Source organism: Waterburya agarophytonicola KI4 (genome assembly GCF_020640915.1).
GTDB classification, from domain to species: Bacteria; Cyanobacteriota; Cyanobacteriia; order Cyanobacteriales; family Xenococcaceae; genus Waterburya; species Waterburya agarophytonicola.
This window is the reverse complement of the sequence record NZ_JADWDC010000084.1, coordinates 1-17,909: the sequence shown is the minus strand read 5'-3', so window position 1 is coordinate 17,909 and position 17,909 is coordinate 1. Positions and strand designations below refer to the sequence as shown.

The window sequence follows — 17,909 nt, the reverse complement described above, 5'->3', positions numbered from 1 at the left end:
CGTTCCATCGATTGCCATAACTCTAAGTCCTCCCAGAAATGCCTCTGGAGTTTCTTTAGCAAACGCCTTTTGCAAATGCCTCAGGCATTGCTGCAAAGGTACGCAGCTAACCTCGTTGAGAAAATCCAAGTCTTCGGTTTTCTTCCAATCGGTAAGAAGGCTAGAGGTTTCTTTGTATTGGACTCTCTCTTGTCTTTCATACCAAGCTTTGGTTCTAGCATCGAGAGCTTTGTTATAGACCAGACGCACACACCCCATTGTCCGTCGCAAGAGATTTTCTTGCTCGGCAGTAGGGAAAAATCTGTATCTGTAAGCTCTTTCAACCATAGCTCACATTATACAATGTTAAATGTAAAAAACACAATTAGAGGCGCGCATTCCTCTCACCACCAAGCTTTCGCTATGGTGGGAGTATCCTGCGCGAAGACAGATGATGACTTGTTCCCTTTTGTCTGGGTTCTCCGAAGTAATGGTCACAGACTTTAGTTAAATCATTAAATCTTACATCAGCAGGATTATTCTTGATTTGAGCTAACAGCTTTTGTATTTGCGCCATACTCTAAATTTCAAGCCAGTATCATTATTGATACTAAATAATATAGCTTGTATTCACCTTTAACTGTTTGACAAAATCGATGGCGGTGAATTTTTAACGACTTTGCGATCGCTACCATACATACTCAAATTAGGTATAGTCTGATCTAGGTTTAGAATTTAAGTTAGCGATCGCAATTAATGATTTCCCGTTCAAATAGCCATCTACGGGCGTGATGTTGCTGTTTCCCGATCGATGGCAAAAGTTCGACCTAAAGCTAGAGCTATTTGTTTAAATGTTAGAGCAGCTATAGAATCTGGTTGACTAAGTGCAATGGGATTTCCCTCATCTCCACCGCTACAAATACGAGGATCGAGAGGAATTTGTCCTAGTAATGGTGCTGATAATTCTTGAGCAATTTCCGCGCCACCACCCATGCCGAAGACAGCGGTACGTTTTCCTTGAGCATTTTCTAAATAACTCATATTTTCCACAATACCTAAGACGGGAACACCTACCTGACGGAACATATAGATTCCCCGTCGCACGTCTGATAAGGCTACCTGTTGGGGTGTTGTCACCATTACTACCCCGCAGATGGGACTTTCTTGCACGATGGTAATTTGAGCATCCCCCGTACCTGGAGGCAGATCTATTAAAAGATAATCTAATTCACCCCATTCCACATCGTTAATAAACTGGGTAATAATCTTATGGAGTATCGGTCCTCGCCAGGCTAGAGGGCGTTCGGGTTCGGCAAGTAAACCGACTGACATGACCTTAATACCGTGGGCTTCTAGGGGAATAAATTTTTGTCCAACAGAAGTATCAATAGTCTGTACGTCAGACTGTTTTAAACCCAGCATTTGCGGGATATTTGGGCCATAAACATCTGCATCTAGTAAGCCGACTTTTGCCCCAGATAAACTTAATGCCATGGCTAGATTAACCGAGGTGGTCGATTTTCCCACCCCGCCTTTACCGCTAGAAATTGCCAAGGTGAGCCTTACCCCAGGGATGGTACATACTTGAATGTAAGGTTTTTTGCACCAATCGAGGGTAGATAAAGCAGCTTCTACTTTGTCTTTCAGGTCGTGTTGATGAGAACCAATATACAGCTTGAGGTATACGTAATCATCTACTAGCCTAAGATTCCGCACCATGCCCAAACTTACAATATCGTTAGTGAGATTTGGCTCGATAATTTGTTTGAGTAGTTGAATCGCTTGCTGTTCTCTATCTTTCATGAAGCAACCCCTTGTTGTTCGCGAATTTTATCGATCGCCTTTTGGGAAAAGATCCTTACATCAGCGTCAGGATCGTCTAAGGTTTGCTGGAGAGCATTTAAGACATTGGGATTGCCGATATTACCCAGGGCAGTTGCAGCATCGCGACGGATATCAGAGTATTCATCCGCAAGGCATTTAATTAGGGCAGGAATAACGCTTTCGTCGGCTACTTCATGGAGAGTTCGGGCGGTAAACTTGCGTACCTGCCAATGTTCGTCAGCTAAGGCTTGTTGTAATGCAGGAATAGAACTTGGATCTTTGTGCAAAGCCAAGGATTGAGCCGATCTACGGCGTACTTGCCAATCTGGATCGCCAGTTAAAGCCCCACATAGTAATTGAACTACTTCGGGATCTTGGAGATAACCTAATGTTAAAGTTGCTTCCCGACGAACCTTGGGAGATTCATCGTTCATCAAGGTTAAAGCTGGGGGACAAGTTTCGATCTGATTGAGATAGCGCAGGGTAGTAATTGCTGTTTCTCTCAGTTCTTCTTGTTCTGATTCAAAAAACGGCAGTACATAAGGTAGTGCCTGGGCATCGTGTATTTTCCGCAGCAGAATCAATACATTAAGCTGCATATAAAAATTATCTTCCTGAACGTAATCCAGCAGCATCATTAGATCCCCAGGGGCAATCAACTCTTTTAATGCTGATAAAGCTTCTTCTCTTACTTCCTCATCGGGCGATCGCAAACAAGCCATTAATGGTTTAACGGCGATGGGATTAGTTAGTTCCCAAATAGCGGTAATGGCAATCTTCTGGACGTTAGTATCTTCATCTTCTAGAGCATCGATCAAAGGTGCGATCGCATCTTCATCTCCCATATGCTGTAGGGTTTTGACTGCCACCAAGCGATCTTCTACTGCGGTGGACTGGAGCATTTCTACCCACGGTTTTAATTCGTCATTAATATCGTCATACATAAGATTTAATTAAAATTTGAATAATATTTGCGTAGGGACGAACGGTAAGGTAGCGCGGTCTTGTTGGTTTCCAACAAAGAGCGATATGCGAAGCGGTATCCTTTAGGACTACCGCACCCTTTAGGGCTGTTCGCCCTTACATTCAACGCAATAAAAAAGGAATTTGTACCGTAATTGCACCAGTGGGACATTCTTTTTCGCAAGGCAAACAAAACCAGCATTCGTCATATTTCATATATGCCTTGCCCGTCTCAGGATTCTTTACCAAGACATCTAATGGACATACTTCAATGCAAGCCTGACATTTTTCCAAACACTTAGATTCATCGACGATTACGGGAACATCAATCCGTTGAGTAGTTAAAGCCATTTTTACCTATTACCTATTACCTATTACCTATTACCTATTACCTATTACTTACTTGCAACTTTTACGTCGTAAACTTCTTCTTCGAGATTGACATCGACAATATAAGGTTCGACAGGACGTTTAAAGAGAGTCATATTGCCATCCTCTTGCTTCAGATTGACGTGACAGAACTACTCCTCGTTGTTTTTCTCTGGGTAATCGATACGGTAGTGATACAAACCCCAACGACTTTCCTTACGATATAAAGAAGCTCTGGCTGCCATTTCTGCACAGTCGCGAATAAAATGAACCTCCATACAGCGCATCAGTTCGTGAGGATCTCTTGCGCCCATTAACTCCAGGGTGTCGTGGTAATTGACAAACTTTGATAGGGCAATATCCATTTTGTGAGTGTTTTTAGGAGGTTGGAGATAGTCATTTACGATCCGACGTAGCTTATATTTAACCTGAGTGTGGGGGATGCCGTCAGGATTTTGCATTGGTTTATAGATGCGTTCTTTTTCGGCTGCCAACCAATCGGCATCTGGTTCGGAATGTTCTAAACCCTCCACATATTCCATCGCATTAGTACCAGCCAAACGACCAAAGACAAAAGCTCCAATCATGTAATTATGAGGAACAGAAGCCATGTCTCCCGCAGCATATAATCCTGGGACGGTGGTTTCTGCCTTTTCACTTACCCAAACCCCCGAAGCACTATGTCCACTGCACAACCCAATTTCAGAGATGTGCATTTCCACCCCATGGGTACGGTAGTTTTCACCTCGGTTTTGATGAAATCTTTCGCGACTAGGACGTTCATTTGCCCAGAGGATAGTTTCGATTTCGGAGATCGTATCTTCGTCTAAATGGGTCATCTTGAGCTGAATCGGTCCTTTGCCAGAATGTAGCTCTTTCCAAACCTCCAGCATCATTTGACCACTCCAGTAGTCACAGTTAACAAAGCGATGCCCCTCCGCATTTGCGGTGTATGCGCCGAAGGGACTCGCAACATAGGCACAGGCTGGACCATTGTAATCCTTGATTAGAGGATTAATCTGGAAGCACTCAATATTGGTTAATTCTGCCCCCGCATGATATGCCATGGAGTAACCATCACCCGCATTGGTAGGGTTTTCATAAGTACCGTAGAGATATCCCGACTCTGGTAATCCCAATCTGCCACAAGCCCCCGTACAAAGAACTACTGCTTTAGCTTGAATCACTACAAAATCGCCATTACGGACATCAAAACCGACTGCGCCGATCGCTCTACCATCTTGGACAATCACGCGAGTTGCCATCACGCGATTGGTCACTTTGGCTTTGTGTTTTTTTACCTGACGAGCGAGAATCTTTTTTAAGTCTTTCCCTTCAGGCATAGGCAGAACATACTTACCAACCCGATGCACTTGTTTTAGGTCATAGTTGCCGTAGGTGTCTTTTTGGAACTTAACCCCCCAACTATCTAATTCTTGAATGACTTCATAACCCAGTTTACCCGTTTGATAGACCGCTTTCTGATTGAGGATGCCATCGTTAGCGATAGTAATCTCGCGGACATATTGTTCTGGTGTAGAGTTACCTGGAATCACCGCAGTATTGACCCCATCCATGCCCATGGCGATCGCTCCACTGCGTCGAATATTGGCTTTTTCTAAAATTAAAACTTCTGCTTCTGGGTTAGCTTGCTTGGCTTTAATCGCTGCCATCGTACCAGCAGTACCACCGCCGACTACTAAAACGTCTGTCTTGAGGTGTTGAGTGTTCGTCATGTACTGTTCTCCACTTTAAAAGGGGCTATTATTTTAAAAAGCTCTTAGCTTTTAGCTCTTAGCTTTTATTCGTCAATAAAATTGATTTAGAAACTTTATATTTCTTCTCTAAATTGTCTCTTGATTTTCAAGAGTTATTCATCAAAGTTTTGTATGGATTAATAATTTTTTTTGATAGAGGTTTTTACGACTGTTTACTATTATGGAAATCTATCAACTAAAGGTTTTTTTGGCAGTTGCTCGTTGTTTGAATTTTACTGAAGCGGCGGAAAGTTTGAATCTTACTCAACCAGCAGTTAGTGCAAAAATAAAATCTTTAGAATCGGATTTAAAAACTTCTCTTTTTGATCGTTTGGGGAGACAAATACAATTGACGGAAGTCGGTCAATTTTTAGTAAAAGAAGCAAAAAAGCTGGTTGAATTAGAAGCAAAAATTGCAGATAAAGTAGAAAAATTTAAGCAATCAAAATTTAATCAAATCGGTATTGGCTGTTCTCTAGAAATTGCTCAAGACTGGCTGCCAAAAATAATCTATCAGTATCGCCAAAAGCATCCTGAAATCGAAACAACACTGGCAGTTTTTGACGATCTTAAATTATTAGAAAAAGCAATTAAAGATAACAATATTGACCTGGGATTTTCCGAGATAATTTCAGAGTTTAATCCCGAACTAGAACGACGAAAGATTGCCTCGGTCAAATACGGTTTAATAGTGGCATCTAATTTCTCATTAACTAAAAGAAATTGGCAAACCCTGAGAGATATTAAACAAAAACCTTTAATATTGTTAAGCGATCGCTTTGCTAGCCATCAAATTTTTGTCTCTCGCCTAGCAGAACTCGGTCTAAAACTTACTGATTTTGACCAGATCGAAACAGTAGATACGATCGCTTTGATGCGAACCTATCTTACCCAAGGGAACTATATTGGCTTTGCCTCGGATTTAGAATTTCAAGCAGAGTTAGATTCTGGGATATTGAGAGCGATCGATCTGCAAGAATTTGCCTTACCCGCCAATATTTATCTATCTTTGAGTCACGAAACGGCAAAAGCAATCATTAACGATCGGAAAATTCGCCCAGATTGGCTCACAAGTCACATTACTCAACTTCAAACAATTCCCGATCTACAGAATTTGCAGGAAATTGAACTTGACCGTTGGGTTCAACCCGAATTTCTGCAAACCGCTCAACAAAATTAGATATCTGATGTTAAGAATTAATCTGTGCAAGTAGATAATTATAATTTTATAATTTGGGGGCAGTAGCCGATGAACGATGTTGTTTTATCAAAATGATGCGATCGCTTTATTTGCCGATAGAAATCAATGCTAGCAATATCACTTTTGTTTAGATAAATCCATGTCTATTTTAATGGCCACCAAGATACTTTATCCCTCGTAGCTCCATAGACTGCTTTTAATTCTTCGGGATTAATCACGTAAACGAGGTCGTTGTGAGAGCCTTTTTGGGGTTTCAAGATATTAACTTTCATCATTCCTTTGAGGACTTGCTCCACCGTACGATGATTTAGTTGGCAAGCTTTGGCAATGATTTCTATCGGCAAATCGAACAGAAAAATGCCATCAGTTTGGGGTTGATTGCCCAATTCTCTTTCTTGATAAACTAAGGCTCGTAATAGTGCTGCTACGGCTTGGGGAGGATAGGTACTACAATTGAGCAAATGGTATTGAAATTTTTCTTGTAATTCAAACATGAGTCCGTAACGCTGACGAAAAATTTCGCATTCTTGATGGACTGCTTTGACCGCTTCTAAGGAAATTTTGATCACGTCTGCGGTCTTGTAGGCTTCTACTAGACTAGGAAAGGTACGAGATACATTACCAAAACTTAAGGCTAGATTCCGCATTCCAAAACAGCTATTAGCGTAAGTTATATCAATAATACGGTCTAGAGGAGTACTGCGAACCACTACAGGGCCTCCTTTGACGATCGCATAAAGATATTCCAAAGAAGTATCGTTGCCAAAAGCAGTATAGACGGGACGACTAGAATATAGCTTTTCAGCAATAAGTTGCTCTGATGTCAAATATTTCGCCAACAAAGACCGATCCAAATCTTGGAACAAAAAATTATTTGCTGTCAAAGATTCGATTAAGTTATGGTTTTCGGATTTGCTGATTGACTTCCTCATTTATGTTAACTATTGACCCTATCTCCAGTCTGACTTAATTTGGGATTACTTACATCTTGTTTTAAATTAAATCTAAATTGTATTTCAAAACATTTGAGATTTATATAGGATTTTTCTGTGATAGACTTACTGCTAACCGGAATTTTTTAAGGAAATTTTAATTATGGAAGCAAGAAGATTATCTCGTCGCATCTTAGCTCCTAAGACTTGGAAACATTGGCTATTCCTAATATTTCTAGGCTTGAGTACCTCTAGTGTCCTCGGATTGCTTTCATATATTATGGCTTCGCCCAATTTTAATTTGTCTTGGAAAGGGGGAATGGCGATCGCCGTTACTATAGGGGTATTCGTTCTCAACGCCCTTACTTCCCTACCCGCAGAGATTGTTTTTTTGGGAGGGACGGCAGCTTTGTTTGTCAGTGGAATTTTAACCGAGCAAGATGCTTTGGCAGGATTTAGCAATCCAGGGATGATTACCGTCGCTGTCCTCTATATAGTAGTGACGGGATTATCCCAGACGGGAGGTATGAATTGGATTTCTCAAAGAGTGTTAGGACTACCCAAGGGACAGAATGCAGCTTTATTGCGCTTGATGAGTCCTGTAATGGGGATGAGTGCTTTTTTAAACAATACCCCCGTGGTAGCAATGTTTATTCCTGTGGTTAGCGATTGGTCGCGCAAACTGCGCATTAGTCCGTCCAAATTAATGATTCCGTTGAGCTATGCGGCAATTTTTGGAGGAATTTGTACTCTTATCGGTACTAGTACTAATTTAGTAGTTAACGGTCTTTTAATTGCCAATACAGATTTGCCAGGATTAAAACTCTTTGATATAGCGTTGGTGGGATTCCCCTGCGCGATCGCTGGTATGATTTATTTATTTCTAACTAGTAGTTGGCTCTTGCCTAATCGTAAACCCGTCATTAGCGATACAGAAGACGTACGGCAATATACGGTAGAAATGATGGTTTCCAATGCTAGTCCTTTGGCGGATAAAACAATTGAAAAAGCTGGTTTAAGAAATCTACCTGGGTTATATCTAGTCGAAATTGTCCGCGATCAATTAATTTTTCCTGCGGTTAGCCCCCAAGAAATCTTACGAGAAGGCGATCGCCTGGTATTTATTGGTACGATCGATTCAATGGTGGATCTACATCGTTTGCGGGGATTGCAGCCCGCCACAGACCAGGTTTTCAAGCTAGATACGCCTCGTTCAAATCGATGTCTGATTGAAGCAGTAGTATCTAATACTTGTCCGATGTTGGGTAAAACGATCCGCGAAGGAAAATTTAGGACTCAATATAATGCCGTCGTCTTAGCAGTTGCTCGTAATGGAGAGCGTTTAAAAGGCAAAATTGGTAGTATTCGTCTCAAAGCAGGAGACACTTTACTACTCGAAGCCAATGCCAATTTTTTATCTCAGCAAAGAATCTCGAATGATTTTTATTTAGTTAATGGTATTCCCGACTCCGAACCCATACGCCATGAAAAAGCCCCTTTAGCGATGATTATTTTGCTAGGAATGATACTTCTTTCTAGCCTAGGGGTGATGAGTATGCTCAAAGCAGCAATTTTAGCTGCGGTAGTAACTATCGCTACGGGATGTTGTTCTTCAATTAAGGCACTACGTAATATAGAGTGGTCGGTATTGCTAGTTATTGGCTCTGCTCTTAGTATTGGGAAGGCTTTAGAGACTACAGGCGCGGCAGCAGCGATCGCATCTACAATGATTCAGTTTTCGGGGGATAATCCCTGGTTGGCTTTAGCCATCATCTATGCAGCGACCAACTTATTAACCGAAGCAATCACCAACAACGCAGCCGCAGCACTAATTTTTCCCATCGCCCTAGCTCTGTCCCAAAATCTGGGAGTTAGCTTTATGCCTTTTGCGATCGCCATTATGATTGCAGCATCGGCTAGTTTTTCTACCCCCATCGGCTACCAAACTAATCTAATGGTATACGGTCCAGGAGGTTATAAGTTTACTGATTTCATGCGAGTTGGAATACCCCTAAATATTTTATTCTGGCTAATTACAATTACCCTGACTCCCTTGTTTTATCCTTTCAGTTAAAAATTAAATAACCAGCACTTTATCGGCTGCGGTATTCGCTTTTTCCCTAGCTTCGGCGATGGTTTTTCCCTTTGCCAAAGCGACTCCCATACGACGGTAGGGACGAGAATCGGGTTTGCCAAATAGCTTGATATCTGTGTCTGCTACTTGCAAAGCTTCTGCTACATTAGCAAAATTGATGCAGTCAGAATGTTTCTCTGCTAAGATAACCGCGCTGGCAGAGGGAGCAAAAACTTCAATTTTGGGAATAGGTAAGCCTAGAATTGCTCGTAAATGTAATTCAAATTCATTCAGATTTTGAGAAATTAAAGTTACCATTCCTGTATCGTGGGGACGGGGAGATAATTCCGAAAATATTACCTCATCTTGGGTAATAAAAAACTCTACCCCAAATATTCCCGCCCCACCTAAGGCATCAGTCACTTTACTAGAGATCGCTTCTGCTGCTTGAGTTTGGATAGCTGAGATACCCGCAGGTTGCCAAGATTCTTGATAATCGCCTCTTTCTTGACGATGGGCAATGGGGGGACAAAAAACTGTAGGTGCGTGCCACTGTTTGACTGTCATCAAGGTGATTTCAATTTCAAAATCAATAAACTCTTCGACAATAATCTTCTGGGTATCTCCCCGCGCCCCTTCTATAGCATATTCCCAGGCTCGATCTACTTCTTCGGGAGATTTAACTATAGACTGCCCTTTGCCTGAAGAAGACATTACGGGTTTGACTACATTGGGAAAGCCGATGTCAGTGGAAACTAGTTTTAATTCTTCTAGACTAGTAGCGTAGGCATATTTTGCCGTACGTATACCCAACTCATGGGCTGCCAATTCCCGAATGCGATCGCGATTCATCGTGTAGCTAGTAGCTGCTGCGGTAGGTATTACCGTAATCCCTCGCTGCTCGAATTCACTTAGTTTTTCGGTACGAATTGCTTCAATTTCAGGCACAATAAAGTCTGGTTGATATTTTTCGACAACTCTTTCTAAATCATCTCCATCGAGCATCGAAATAACTTCGGCTGCATCTGCTACCTGCATGGCTGGGGCGTTGGCATAACGATCTACTGCCACGACAAAATTACCCAAACGCTGGGCTGCGATCGCAAATTCTTTGCCCAATTCTCCCGCACCCAGAAGCATAATTTTTTGAGGTAATTGCAGATTTTTCATTGATTATGACCGAATATTCTCTGGAAAATTTTATCAAGTAAATTGTAAAGCATTTGTTAATAATCCCTAAATTAATTTGAGGGGAAATTGCTAAATTATTGCGAACAAAATAAGTCTAAATTATCTCTGTTTTGTAAAGTTACTGATGAACTTTGTCCGAGCTGAAGTTTGTACTATTATGTGTTTAATATTTAATTGAATCTCTATCCACCGCAACGATTATGTCTAAAATTAAAATTTATCAGCTAAAACAAACTAACTCTCACTTAAAAGAATTAAACGCTTTTGAAACAACCAAGATCGTTGGTGGTTATGATGAAGAAACTGAATCTTCTCAAGATATTATTCAAAAAGCAATGCAGGAAGCAGTGATGCGTAGCGACATTTCTCTCAATGCCAATCGCGCAAATAGAAAGTAAGTCAGATTGAGTTTGATCGCTTCGGGTGGAGTATGGGATAGACTAGATAATACCGAGCTTGAGATGGCTGCAATTTTGATCCATAAGCAAGTCATAGATTAGTTAATCTCAATCAAAACCGATACAATCTTTAACCTATAGGCTACCAAACAGATAGATAAATTTAATTATGGAACAACGTAAAAATCCTGCTCTAGTTCAAGAAGCACGGTACGAACCCGCAATTGTTATTCCGATCAAAAGAGGATCTTCTCTAATAGATTGGCTCAAAGCTAATAATCGTCTTATTCCTCGGGAAACAGTAGAGGTAGAAAAAGTTAAATCCGACGACGATCTAGACGTGCTAATGGATGGGGATGACGATGAGTTTGACACCGACGATGATGACTAACACTGTCAACGACTAAGAAATTATGCCTCTATAATAATGATTCGTCGATCGCTTATTGTAAAATAATTGCGATCGATGATTAATATTGTAGAAAATTGGCAGTAATTTAATTGTGAATGGTAAATCGCTTGCGACAGAGAAGTTAATTGTCCCTTCTGGTAAAGCCTTATTGATTTTTCTGATTGGTATTCTGACTCTCAGCGCGATCGCTTTGGGTTATGAAGATGGTTTTTCGGGCAAGCAATTTGGTCTGCTGTTCTTTCCCTTACTAAGCTGTACGATTGTCAGTGCCTTGATAGGCAAGGGGGTAATTCCCATCCTCAATCGGCTCAAAACAGGTCAAATCGTTCAGGAAGATGGACCTCAATCTCATTTGAAAAAAGCTGGAACTCCCACTATGGGAGGCATTTTTTTTGTTCCAGTAGCAGTTATCATCGCTTTAGTAGGAATGGTTTTAAATCCAACCATCGCCAACATATCAGCAGAAGCGATCGCAGTATGCTTGATCGCCTTGGGTTATGGCTTAATCGGTTGGATCGATGATTGGCAAGTATTACGCAGAAAGTCCAATAAAGGAATATCCCCCCGAATGAAGCTGACTCTCCAAGTTTCCTTGGGGACTTTGTTTGCTTTGTGGTTGTTTTGGCACGAATCTCCTTCAATTACTAATATTAGCCTCCCTGGGGGCATAAACTTATCCTTGGGATGGTTATTTATACCCTTAGCAATATTCGTCCTTGCAGCCGAAAGCAACGCGACAAATTTGACTGATGGAGTAGATGGGTTGGCAGCGGGGACAGGTGCGATCTCTTTTTTAGGTTTGGGAGCAATTATTAGCGTTGATTCTCCCGACTTGGCTTTATTTTGCGCTTGTTTTAGCGGGGCGTGTTTGGGCTTTTTAGTTCATAATCGCAACCCTGCAACTGTTTTTATGGGAGATACGGGTTCTCTGGCTTTGGGTGGCGCGCTAGCAGCAGTAGGGCTAAGTAGCGGTAATCTCTGGACGTTATTTGTCGTCAGCGGTATTTTCTTGATCGAATCTCTCTCAGTAATTGCTCAAGTTGGTTATTATAAAGCGACCAAAGGAGAAGATGGTAATGGTAAGCGTTTGTTTAAGATGGCTCCAATTCATCATCATTTTGAGCTTAGTGGCTGGAATGAAACTCAGGTAGTAGGAGTATTTTATTTAGTCAATTTGCTCTTAGTTGCGATCGCCTATTTCATGGGTTAATTTTTTCAAATCTCAATTTTTCAGCAAACCCTATATACAAGTGCTACGGTGGCGATATATTCTATTTTTGAGCAAGTTTTCCCTCGAAGGAGAAAAAAAAATGAATGATAGACCCATTATTCTCGGTATAGTTGGTGATAGTGCAGCAGGTAAAACAACTCTAACCAGGGGAATTGCTCAGGTTTTAGGGGAAGATAACGTTACGATTATTTGTACCGATGATTACCATCGCTACGACCGAGTTCAAAGAGCCGAAATGAAGATTTCCGCCCTTCATCCCGACTGTAACTATCTAGATATTATCGAGCAACACTTAGCTCTGTTGAGTGAAGGACAAGCAATTCTTAAGCCTATTTATAATCACTCGACAGGTGCTTTCGATCCCCCAGAATATATCGAACCGCGTAAATATGTAATTGTTGAAGGTTTGCTGGGATATTCAACCCGCAAAATGCGAGATAGCTATGATGTTACTACTTATTTAGCTCCCCCCGAGTCACTGCGTGCTGCTTGGAAAATTAAACGAGATACTCGCAAGAGGGGTTATCAAGAGGAACAAGTTTTAGAGCAACTACGCCAAAGAGAGCCAGATTCAGAAGCGTTTATTCGTCCTCAACGTAAATGGTCTGATATGATTGTCAGCTTCTATCCTCCAGACGACACAGAAGATCCAGGGGAAAATTTATTACTCAATGCCAATCTAGTTTTACGTCCTACTATTCCTCATCCTGATTTGAGTACAATTCTCAATTCAGAAGGTAATCATTTGGGCGATGCGATCCGTTTGGGCTTAGATCGAGATATGGGAAAACCCGTTGATATTTTACAGATTGACGGACAGGCGACTCAGGAGCAAGTACGAGAATTAGAAAAAATTATGTGTAGCGAAGTACCCTATCTCGGTCAGTTTTGCAGTTTAGAAGGCAATCAAGAATTGGGCAAAATAACAGGGACTACTGGAGAAACTCTACAAAGTTATCCTCTAGCTTTAACTCAATTATTAATTACCTACCATATGCTCAAAGCTGCAACTTGAGGTGTTTTGCCTTTCTAGGTTCGAGCGTAACAAGTACCTAATATTCCTATTCAAGGTTATACTGAATCTTCAATAGTTACTAAAAATTAATATTTAGTGAAATTACTTTGCACTAAGGTGTTAGGAAGATCTCATTTTCTTCCAGCCCACTATTTTGCTACCAATGCGAAATATAACCGAGCTAGCTAAACCTAGTTGGGCGATCGCATTACTCAACAAGCGAGCTTGTTCTTGGTCTACACTAAACAAATGAGGACAATTAGCAAAATCAATACACAAGACTGTAGAACGTCCCCAAGGTTCGCGAAAAATTTTGATATCTTGGGGTAAGAAGGCAACCAAAGAGCGAAATTTGCTTAAAGCTACTTGCTCGAAATTGGCACTGGTATAGTTTAGCGGTGATTCCATATTTTCCGAATCCTACGATCTCGGTAACAAAAACTCCCAATGGAGTCACTTTAAATACAGTAACATTTACTCTTTTTAAAATGCTATTTTCCAACTTTTATTTAACAAAATTTTCCAGTTTCTTATCTATCAAAAGAATTTAATTTATTTTATCTTTTACAAAAGTAAATTTATGCAATTAAATTTAAGCAAAATATTACATTAATCAACTAAATAGTAATTTTATTTAATACTCGTGCAGCAAAAATCTAATATCAACCACGATTCCGCAAAATTCGATCTAACCAACGGCGATCCAGTAGTACTCAAATCCGTAGGAGAGCTTGACAGTATTCTTTTAGAAAAAGCTTTTTTAGGTCAAGATTCGACCGAGTTAGTTTATTCAGATCTCAGTTTGAATTTTCCTCTTGAAAAGGCTTTGTATATTGTAGAAATTGACGATCGCTTTTGTTTTTTAGACTACACAATCGAAGAACAAAACCCTCAGCCAATTCCCATTAAAAAAGATAGTTTAAGTAAATCTTTAGTTTCTAATTCCATTATTTCTAAATCAGATTTAGATTTAGCTAAAGTACCAAAACCCAAGGCAAAACCATCTTTATTTTCTGGAAAAAAAGGTATATTAATGGGAGTAGGACTGGGAGTCGTATTAACCCTAGGAGTAACTCGTTTATTTTTGACTCCAACTGCCAACAATAAGGGCGAGTCAGAATCTGCCCTAGTCAATGAATCTATCGCACCAGCCCAAACAGTAACTATTGCTGAAGTAAAAACTAGGGATATTAATAGTACTCTAGATGCTTCGGGAACGGTAACGGCTTTTGAAAGAACTCCTGTAATGTCCCAAGCAGTAGGATTACAAATTACTGAAATATTAGCAGAAACGGGCGATCGTGTCGATCGCGGACAGGTATTAGCCAAATTAAATAATAAAACTTTAACCGCACAAAAAACAGAAGCTCAAGCAGCAGTGGCGCAGCAAAAAGCTGCACTAGATGAATTGCAAGCGGGAAGTAGAATCGAAGAAGTAGCCCAAGCAGAAGCTAGAGTGGCTAACGCAGAGTCGGCAATAGTACAAGCGGAGTCGGATCTAGAATTGATTCAAAAAAGAGTTGATCGCAATCGTACTTTAGAGCAAGAAGGCGCAATTACTCGCGATCGCTTTGATGAAGTCCTCAATCAAGAAAAAGTAGCTAAATCTGACTTAGCAGGAGCGAAAGCCAATCTAAACGAAGCAAAACAAGCCTTGGCACAATTAAAGGCTGGCTCTCGCCGTCAAACTATCGCTCAAGCAGAAGCGGGATTAATTCAAGCCCAAGGTAGGCTGCAAGCAATTGAAGCCCAATTAGGCGATACAATTATTGTTGCCCCTAGTGGCGGTATTATTGCCTCTCGCGAAGCTAGGGTAGGACAAATTACTTCTAGTTCGGAGATGTTGTTTTCTATAATTCAAAACGGACGTTTGGAATTAAGATTGCAAGTGCCTGAAACCCTGGTTGGTCAAATTCAATCGGGACAAAAAGTAGCAATTACTTCTAATGCAAATTCAGATCTCAAATTGACAGGAAAAGTCAGAGAAATCGATCCTATCGTCAACGATAGCTCTCGCCAAGCATTAGTCAAGGTAGACTTACCCAGCAATACTAATCTCAAGCCAGGGATGTTTTTGCGCGCAGCTATTAACACCGATAGTAATCAAGGTTTAGCCGTACCAATTGAAGCACTATTACCCCAGTCAGGGAATAAAGCCATTGTTTTTGTGTTGCAACCAGATAATACTGTTAAGGCGCAAACAGTATCAATGGGGGAAATTATTGACGATCGCACCATAGAGATTATCAATGGATTGGAATCGGGCGATCGCATTGTGTTAAAAGGTGCAGCCTACCTAAAGGATGGGGATGGGGTTGAGGTAAGTAATAAGTAGGGGCGAATGGCTGTTCGCCCTAAATTAATCGCGGAAGGAATTATGAATTATCTATTGAGTTAATTTTTTAAACAATCCTAACTTGTCTGCATAGGGCGCGTATCGCCAATTAAAATCTAAAAGAAAAGACTTTTTCAAAACGCTTTTTTGGTGAGAGAAAGTATCAAAACTAGCTTTACCGTGATAGCTACCAATACCACTATCACCTACACCGCCAAAAGGTAATTCGTTAACTCCTACCTGCATAACAGTATCGTTAATACAAACTCCTCCAGAAGAAGTATTCATTAGAATTTGTTCTTGTATGTCTTTATCTTTAGAGAAGATATAAAGCGCGAGGGGTTTAGAACGAGAATTAATTAGAGCGATCGCATTTTGTAGATTATCATATTCTAGAATAGGTAAGATCGGCCCAAAGATTTCTTCTGCCATCAAAGGACTATCTAAAGCAGCATCGGTAATTAATGTCGGGGAAATATACAGATCTTCAGCCTTAGTTTCTCCTCCAAGAATAACTGTTCCATCGGCTAATAATCCTTGCAGGCGATCGAATTGTTGGCGATTGATTATCCGAGCAAAATCTGGACTTGATTGAGGATTATCGCCATAAAAATCTCTAATACATTGTTTAATAGCTGCAATTAATTCAGTTTTAATTTGTTTGTTTGCCAACAAATAATCGGGAGCAATACAAGTTTGTCCTGCATTAAGAAATTTACCCCAAGTAATTCTTTTAGCAGTTTCTTTTAAGTCGATATTACTATCAACAATACAGGGACTTTTTCCGCCCAATTCTAAAGTAACGGGAGTGAGATTTTTGGCAGCAGCTTCCATGACAATTTTGCCGATCTTTGTTCCTCCTGTAAAAAAGATATGGTCGAAATTTTCGGCGAGTAATGCCTGAGAAGTTTTTACTCCCCCTTCAATTACTGCAATATATTCGGGAGGAAAAGTATCGTTAATTAATTCAGTTAACACCCTAGAAGTTTGGGGTGCGAGTTCCGAAGGCTTGAGGATAGTACAGTTTCCTGCTGCGATCGCGCCAATAAGAGGACTTATGATCAAGGAAAAAGGATAATTCCAAGGTCCAATAATTAAGACATTGCCCAAAGGTTCGGCATAAATATAAGCCGAAGCGGGAAATTGGGTTAAAGGAGTTTTTACCTTCTTTTTTTTAGCCCAAGATTTCAGATGCTTGAGAGCATAATTAATATCTTGCAGCACAGCCATTTCAATATATCCTTCCAATTCTGGCTTGCATAAATCTTGATGCAAAGCAGCAATAATTTGTTCTTCCTTTTGTTTAATTGCTGTCTTGAGTTTTTCTAACTGTTGCCGACGAAAATCCAGATCTTTAGTTTTACCTGCATTAAAAAACTGACGTTGTTGCTCGATTACTCTGGCGATCGCTTCGGTAGGAGAATTGATTACAGTAGTCATTGGTAAATTATTAATTGTTAAATATTAATTATTAAATTATTAAATGTTAAATGTTTTCAGGTTTTTGATAAAACGCGATCGACTCGATCCAATTCAATCTCTAGAAAATCATCTACCGTCCAATTAGCCTTGCGCTGCAACATATGGAGAGGATAAAGATTGGCAATACCCACTACTTGAATCTTCGCTCGTTTAGCTGATTCAATCCCAATGGGATTATCTTCGATCGCCAAACAATTAGATGGTTGCAAATTTAGTCTCGATAACGCCAATAAATAGGGTTCGGGTTCGGGCTTGCTTTGTTCTAGGTCGTCTTCTGCCACAATGATATCGAAGAATTGAGCCAGTTCTGCTTTTTGCAAAATATATTCCACTTCCGATTTGGGCGTACCCGTAACTAAACCCACGGTAATATTTTCGGCTTTTAATTGACTGAGAAATTCTCCTAGATGGGGGGATAATGGCAATTCATCTAACAGATCGATTTCTTGTCGATAGGCTTGCTTTTTACTAGCCAACAGGCGATCGAGATACTCATCGGGCAAAATACGCCCGCGATTGGCTAAGATATCTTTTAAACCAGCGCGATCGCTCCTTCCCCGACAATAATTGATATATTCATCATCATCCGCCCGTAAATTCTCTTGGAGTAATATATCTGCAACCAGCGATCGATCGATGGCTTCATCATCGATGATTACCCCACTGAAGTCCAGAAAAACTGCTTTTAAACTCATCTGTCTTCGCGCATTCCTCTCACCACCAAGCTTTCGCTATGGTGGTGAGAG

The 17,909-nt window shown here is 40.6% G+C and carries 16 protein-coding genes and 2 pseudogenes; 7 read left to right on the top strand and 11 right to left on the bottom strand.

Annotated features, from left to right (window positions below; all coding sequences use genetic code 11):
* From I4641_RS21000 to I4641_RS20980, 6 genes and pseudogenes are all read right to left on the bottom strand, one after another.
* Nucleotides 1–327 (bottom strand): helix-turn-helix domain-containing protein (locus tag I4641_RS21000; protein WP_229642547.1); only part of this gene is annotated, 327 nt, incomplete at its 3' end.
* A gap of 100 nt (nucleotides 328–427) precedes the next feature.
* A pseudogene (locus I4641_RS24330) lies at nucleotides 428–556 on the bottom strand (toxin HicA); the annotation flags it as partial.
* A gap of 203 nt (nucleotides 557–759) precedes the next feature.
* Entirely contained in the window at nucleotides 760–1,782 is a 1,023-nt protein-coding gene (locus I4641_RS20995; RefSeq protein WP_229642546.1) for an Mrp/NBP35 family ATP-binding protein, read from the bottom strand.
* Nucleotides 1,779–2,747 carry a HEAT repeat domain-containing protein gene (locus I4641_RS20990; RefSeq protein ID WP_229642545.1) on the bottom strand — a complete coding sequence of 323 codons (969 nt, stop codon included), beginning with the start codon at nucleotides 2,745–2,747 and terminating at the stop codon, nucleotides 1,779–1,781. The genes I4641_RS20995 and I4641_RS20990 overlap by 4 nt, the downstream gene beginning before the upstream one ends.
* 142 nt (nucleotides 2,748–2,889) lie before the next feature.
* A complete protein-coding gene (locus tag I4641_RS20985; RefSeq protein ID WP_229642544.1) occupies nucleotides 2,890–3,117 on the bottom strand; it encodes a 4Fe-4S dicluster domain-containing protein in 228 nt (75 codons plus the stop codon).
* A 44-nt stretch (nucleotides 3,118–3,161) separates the two neighbouring features.
* A pseudogene (locus I4641_RS20980) lies at nucleotides 3,162–4,871 on the bottom strand (fumarate reductase/succinate dehydrogenase flavoprotein subunit).
* Between the two features lie 202 nt (nucleotides 4,872–5,073).
* Between I4641_RS20980 and I4641_RS20975 the strand changes: the two are divergent.
* Nucleotides 5,074–6,072 carry a LysR family transcriptional regulator gene (locus tag I4641_RS20975; protein ID WP_229642542.1) on the top strand — a complete coding sequence of 333 codons (999 nt, stop codon included), beginning with the start codon at nucleotides 5,074–5,076 and terminating at the stop codon, nucleotides 6,070–6,072.
* Nucleotides 6,073–6,236: 164 nt separating this feature from the next.
* On the opposite strand, the gene I4641_RS20970 is transcribed toward I4641_RS20975, so the two are convergent.
* Complete coding sequence (locus I4641_RS20970) at nucleotides 6,237–7,025, bottom strand: cyclic nucleotide-binding domain-containing protein (RefSeq protein WP_229642541.1); 789 nt, start codon at nucleotides 7,023–7,025, stop codon at nucleotides 6,237–6,239.
* Between the two features lie 163 nt (nucleotides 7,026–7,188).
* On the opposite strand from I4641_RS20970, the gene I4641_RS20965 reads away from it, so the two are divergent.
* Nucleotides 7,189–9,099 carry an SLC13 family permease gene (locus I4641_RS20965; RefSeq protein ID WP_229642540.1) on the top strand — a complete coding sequence of 637 codons (1,911 nt, stop codon included), beginning with the start codon at nucleotides 7,189–7,191 and terminating at the stop codon, nucleotides 9,097–9,099.
* Nucleotides 9,100–9,102: 3 nt separating this feature from the next.
* Here I4641_RS20965 and purT read toward each other — a convergent pair whose 3' ends face one another.
* Nucleotides 9,103–10,269: a formate-dependent phosphoribosylglycinamide formyltransferase gene (purT, locus tag I4641_RS20960; RefSeq protein ID WP_229642539.1), complete on the bottom strand. Its 1,167-nt coding sequence runs from the start codon at nucleotides 10,267–10,269 to the stop codon at nucleotides 9,103–9,105.
* Between the two features lie 221 nt (nucleotides 10,270–10,490).
* On the opposite strand from purT, the gene I4641_RS20955 reads away from it, so the two are divergent.
* The 4 genes from I4641_RS20955 (at nucleotide 10,491) to I4641_RS20940 (ending at nucleotide 13,346) form a co-directional block, all read left to right on the top strand.
* Nucleotides 10,491–10,688: a hypothetical protein gene (locus I4641_RS20955; protein WP_229642538.1), complete on the top strand. Its 198-nt coding sequence runs from the start codon at nucleotides 10,491–10,493 to the stop codon at nucleotides 10,686–10,688.
* A 169-nt stretch (nucleotides 10,689–10,857) separates the two neighbouring features.
* On the top strand, nucleotides 10,858–11,079 hold the full coding sequence (locus I4641_RS20950) for a DUF3134 domain-containing protein (RefSeq protein ID WP_229642537.1): 222 nt from the start codon (nucleotides 10,858–10,860) through the stop codon (nucleotides 11,077–11,079).
* A gap of 112 nt (nucleotides 11,080–11,191) precedes the next feature.
* Complete coding sequence (gene mraY / locus I4641_RS20945; protein ID WP_229642536.1) at nucleotides 11,192–12,310, top strand: phospho-N-acetylmuramoyl-pentapeptide-transferase; 1,119 nt, start codon at nucleotides 11,192–11,194, stop codon at nucleotides 12,308–12,310.
* A 100-nt stretch (nucleotides 12,311–12,410) separates the two neighbouring features.
* Nucleotides 12,411–13,346 carry a phosphoribulokinase gene (locus I4641_RS20940; protein WP_229642535.1) on the top strand — a complete coding sequence of 312 codons (936 nt, stop codon included), beginning with the start codon at nucleotides 12,411–12,413 and terminating at the stop codon, nucleotides 13,344–13,346.
* A gap of 120 nt (nucleotides 13,347–13,466) precedes the next feature.
* On the opposite strand, the gene I4641_RS20935 is transcribed toward I4641_RS20940, so the two are convergent.
* A complete protein-coding gene (locus tag I4641_RS20935; protein WP_229642534.1) occupies nucleotides 13,467–13,754 on the bottom strand; it encodes a hypothetical protein in 288 nt (95 codons plus the stop codon).
* Nucleotides 13,755–14,220: 466 nt separating this feature from the next.
* Here I4641_RS20935 and I4641_RS20930 point away from each other — a divergent pair, with 466 nt between their 5' ends.
* Entirely contained in the window at nucleotides 14,221–15,681 is a 1,461-nt protein-coding gene (locus I4641_RS20930) for an efflux RND transporter periplasmic adaptor subunit (RefSeq protein ID WP_439655364.1), read from the top strand.
* 51 nt (nucleotides 15,682–15,732) lie between these two features.
* Here the strand turns inward: I4641_RS20930 and I4641_RS20925 are convergent, their stop codons facing one another.
* Both I4641_RS20925 and I4641_RS20920 read right to left on the bottom strand, forming a co-directional pair.
* A complete protein-coding gene (locus I4641_RS20925; RefSeq protein ID WP_229642532.1) occupies nucleotides 15,733–17,121 on the bottom strand; it encodes an aldehyde dehydrogenase in 1,389 nt (462 codons plus the stop codon).
* 56 nt (nucleotides 17,122–17,177) lie between these two features.
* Entirely contained in the window at nucleotides 17,178–17,858 is a 681-nt protein-coding gene (locus tag I4641_RS20920) for an HAD family hydrolase (RefSeq protein ID WP_229642531.1), read from the bottom strand.
* Between the last annotated feature and the right edge of the window lie 51 nt (nucleotides 17,859–17,909).